We start from the raw sequence: 3,703 nt of genomic DNA, 5'->3' as shown, positions 1-3,703 counted from the left end.
ACAGGAGAATGTCAGTGCTGGCACCGGCTTCACCTATGGCTCTATGAGTGGTTCGGCGAGTGTAAATGCCAGCCGTGACAAGATGCACAGCAAGTTCGAATCGGTGAAAGAACAGACGGGTATTTTTGCGGGCAAAGGCGGGTTTGATATCAGTGTAGGTGAGCATACCCAGCTTGATGGCGCAGTCATTGGCAGTACGGCAGACAAAGACCGGAACCGTCTGGAGACGGGGACGTTGGGCTTTAGTGATATCCGGAACAAGGCGGAATACAAGACCGAACATCAAAGTGTTGGCATGAGTACAGGCGGTGCGGTTGGCAGCCAGCTGGTTTCTAATCTGTCATCGAATATGCTGTCCGGCGCCAACCACAGTGACAGTAAATCGTCTACCACTCATGCTGCGGTGAGTGACGGTACGATTACGGTGCGTGATACGGATAAACAGAAACAGGATATAGCGGGCCTCAGCCGTGATACAGAAAACGCGGCTAATGGTTTGACTCCGATTTTTGACAAGGAAAAAGAGCAGCGGCGTCTGGCCCAGGCGCAGGCTATTGCAAATATTGGTATACAAGTGATGGATATCTATAATACTCAGGAATCCATCACTGCAATGAAAAAAGCCACGGAAGCATTGAAAGACCCGGAAAGGCAGCAGGCGCTGAAACAGCAAGCGGAGGCGCAGTTAAAGCAGGAAAACGGTATTGTCACAGCGGAAACCATTGCGGACAGGGCGTATAAGATAGCCTATGACGGCGCCATTAAAGGGCAGGGAGCGGATATTGGTGGCAACCGTCGTCAGGCGGTAACCGCGGTAGTTGCGGCTCTTCAAGGTTTAGCGGGTGGTGATATTAAGGCCGCGATAGCCAGCGGAGCGGCCCCTTATCTGTCGAATGCGGTGAAAAAGGTGACCTACGGAGATAAGGCATATGAGCAATTAACTCCGGAGGAAAAAGCGACAAACGTGGTGGCGCATGCGATTCTGGGCGGGGTGATAGCCGAGCTGAAAGGGGGTTCAGCTATTGCAGGGTCGGTGGGGGCTGCGGGTGGCGAGCTGGCGGCCTCAGTTATCGCTGGAGCGCTTTACCCGGATAAGAAATTGAGCGAATTGACAGCGGATGAGAAGGAAAAAATCAGTCATTTATCTACGCTGGCAGGAGGGATAGCGGCAGGGCTGGTGACGGATTCGACAGCGGGCGGCGTTGATGGAGCGCAGACGGCGAAGAATGCGACTGACAATAACCACTTAAGCGTTGACCAGAATCGCTCAAGGAGTGAGGAACTGGTCAACTGTCAGGGAGATAGTAGTTGCCGTACGACTGTCAGGGACAAGTATCGCCAAGAATACGATAAGGTTCAGGCACGAATAACAAGCTGTACCGGTGCAGAGCAATGTGTCGCGGTTGCCAAAGAGTTGCGGGCATTACAGGGTGATTACAGTGCCCGGATGAGCGAAATTCAGGAAAAAGCCAGAATGCAGGGACTGGATTCCCTCACACCGGCAGAAGTGCGGGAATGGGCTGATTTACGGGGTGCGATGTCAAATATTGACGCATCACGGAATTTGGTGCTCCATCGTGCCCAAGTCACTGGCGGCTCAGAAGAAACCACCCAAGAAATCGTGAAGATTATGGGGCAGACGGGGATTGCGGCGTCTGCCGGAGTGACCGGAGGGATTAGTAAGGCTGGAGTGAAAGGCAGCGGGGATGTCGGAAAAGGTAAACAACCACCGAATCCAATAACCGATACTGAAAGTGTTTTCAGGGTTGGTGATGCTCAATTAGGAAAAAATATAACAAAAGGAACAACAGGAAATGTATCCACGTTTAATGCCAATGAAGTTCGCTTATCTCAGAATAGCGTTTCATACAATAAAACCGACCGTATAACCGGTGAAAAATATACCTATAATGACTTGGTAAACAGCATGAAGAAAGATGGCTGGAAAGGCAATCCTATTGATGTTGTTAAGATGCCTGATGGAAAAATGACCAGCATGGATAACACTCGCGTTACAGCTGCAAGAGAAGCTAGAATTGAGATTAAAGCGAATGTGCGTAGTTTTAATGAGCCTTTAACTCCAGAAATGCAAAAAGCCAGAGGATGGGAACAATACAACACATGGGGAGAAGCTATTCAGGCAAGGATTAATAATCAGTCAGGTAAATTCAGTGAACTAAATCCTTATGGTGCGGAGCAATCGCCTAAAATCAGAGGTAGAAAATAGTGTCAAACATATTTTTATTTGATAATCCTTTATTACCAAAAGGATTCAAGTTACCAGCAGAATACGTTTCATTGGCTGAAAGATGCATTGCTATCGACTTGGAACCTTGGACCTTTTTATATAACGATATGGCAACTTCATTAAGTTATTATGGAGCTATGTTAATTAAATACAAAGATAAGCCATTGATCCCTTTCGCAATGGTAAATGATCAATCAGGGTTCTATAACGATGGGTATATCATATTAGCTTGTTTTGATGGACATGACCTAAATGGTGACCCTAAAATTTATTTACATGATTATAGTAATATTTCGAAAGAGATAAGCTGGAATGAAAGATATTATTTAGAAAATTTCAGTGCTTGGCTTGAATTGGCAAAAGAAGAATCAGCCCGATATAAAGCAGAGCGGGCTGAGGAAGAATAGAGTTTAACCACTAATAAACTGAATAGATACTGATTTAGTCAGCCAAACACCATTATCAGCCTGATAAAATATAAAGCCTTGTTCGTACATTGACAGGGCTTTGATTTTAAGTACAACTGGTTTACCATGACGCTTGCCAACGTTAATGGCCGTCTTTTCATCAGGAGATAAATGTACATATTGTCGTAAACCAGCTATTAGTCCTTTCTCACGGATAGAACCCATAAAGCGTGTTGCTGTACCGTGATAAAGGAATTCTGGAGGAATCCTCTCTTCATAGCTAATATCTACCTGTCGTGTTGAATGTCCCTGTACGGCTCTAATGCGTAATCCATCATCCGAAATTGTAAATCGTTTTTTATCACTATTATCAACGATTTTTTGAATAAGTTGATAGTTGAGTTTCTTACCAGTTTCAGCTGCACAGGTAATTAAGATATTAATGTCAACCCATCCTTCACTATCCAACATTAAACCAATAGTTTCAGGTTGATGACGTAAAATATAACTTAAAAACTTACTTATTTCTGTATATTGCTTATTCATTTCTATTTCCTATATTAGCTAATAGCTAGAAATTATTATTCAGTTTCAACTTTACTAACAAACAATCTTATTCATTAGCCATGATGACGGATTGGATAGAACTTTATCACTGTTGTGAAATAACTTAATAATAGTGAAACAATAGTGCTTTTTTCTAATCTACCACATTATTTAAGTAATATCTTAGCTGAAAATCACAGCAACATGATGTTGCTGGAGACTGCGACCGGGATTATTGAGGGGCCGCCAGTAATAAGATACAGGCGAAGCCATCAATCAGGCAGGCGGAAAAGCGGAAAAACCGAATGACACGATTGGCATTCAGCTTTCTTATGGCAGCCAGTCGGCAAAATCTGAAACCCGTCGTGACGCTACCGAATCTCAGGGCAGCAGCCTGAATGCGGGACGGGATATTCATATCACAGCAACGGGTGACAAACAGACTCAGGACAGTGGCGATATTCAGGTTCAGGGCAGCGCCTTAAAAGCGGGACGTGATATT

5 protein-coding genes are annotated in these 3,703 nt (G+C 44.8%); 3 read left to right on the top strand and 2 right to left on the bottom strand.

Annotation, left to right across the window (positions count from 1 at the left end; genetic code table 11):
- Both V2H77_RS01020 and V2H77_RS01015 read left to right on the top strand, forming a co-directional pair.
- Positions 1-2,227: VENN motif pre-toxin domain-containing protein (locus tag V2H77_RS01020; RefSeq protein ID WP_341497312.1), on the top strand; the 2,227-nt coding region annotated here is incomplete at its 5' end.
- Complete coding sequence (locus tag V2H77_RS01015; RefSeq protein WP_341497311.1) at positions 2,227-2,655, top strand: hypothetical protein; 429 nt, start codon at positions 2,227-2,229, stop codon at positions 2,653-2,655. The genes V2H77_RS01020 and V2H77_RS01015, both read left to right, overlap by 1 nt.
- 3 nt (positions 2,656-2,658) lie before the next feature.
- On the opposite strand, the gene V2H77_RS01010 is transcribed toward V2H77_RS01015, so the two are convergent.
- Positions 2,659-3,201 (bottom strand): RNA 2'-phosphotransferase, encoded by a 543-nt coding sequence (locus V2H77_RS01010; protein WP_341497310.1) that lies wholly within the window; start codon positions 3,199-3,201, stop codon positions 2,659-2,661.
- A 232-nt stretch (positions 3,202-3,433) separates the two neighbouring features.
- Positions 3,434-3,619 carry a hypothetical protein gene (locus V2H77_RS01005; RefSeq protein WP_341497309.1) on the bottom strand — a complete coding sequence of 62 codons (186 nt, stop codon included), beginning with the start codon at positions 3,617-3,619 and terminating at the stop codon, positions 3,434-3,436.
- On the opposite strand from V2H77_RS01005, the gene V2H77_RS23515 reads away from it, so the two are divergent.
- Positions 3,596-3,703: hypothetical protein (locus V2H77_RS23515; protein ID WP_445935439.1), on the top strand; the 108-nt coding region annotated here is incomplete at its 3' end. The genes V2H77_RS01005 and V2H77_RS23515 overlap by 24 nt on opposite strands.

The sequence above is a fragment of the Photorhabdus sp. P32 genome (assembly GCF_038085095.1).
Classification (GTDB): Bacteria; Pseudomonadota; Gammaproteobacteria; order Enterobacterales; family Enterobacteriaceae; genus Photorhabdus; species Photorhabdus luminescens.
Note: the sequence above shows the minus strand (reverse complement) of the source record. Positions and strands in the feature narration are given on the sequence as shown.

What these genes read in the sequence shown, in the direction of transcription:
- V2H77_RS01010 (WP_341497310.1), bottom strand. Translation starts at nt 3,201, where the DNA reads ATGAATAAGCAATATACAGAAATAAGTAAGTTTTTAAGTTATATTTTA.
- V2H77_RS01005 (WP_341497309.1), bottom strand. Translation starts at nt 3,619, where the DNA reads ATGAATATCCCGTCCCGCATTCAGGCTGCTGCCCTGAGATTCGGTAGC.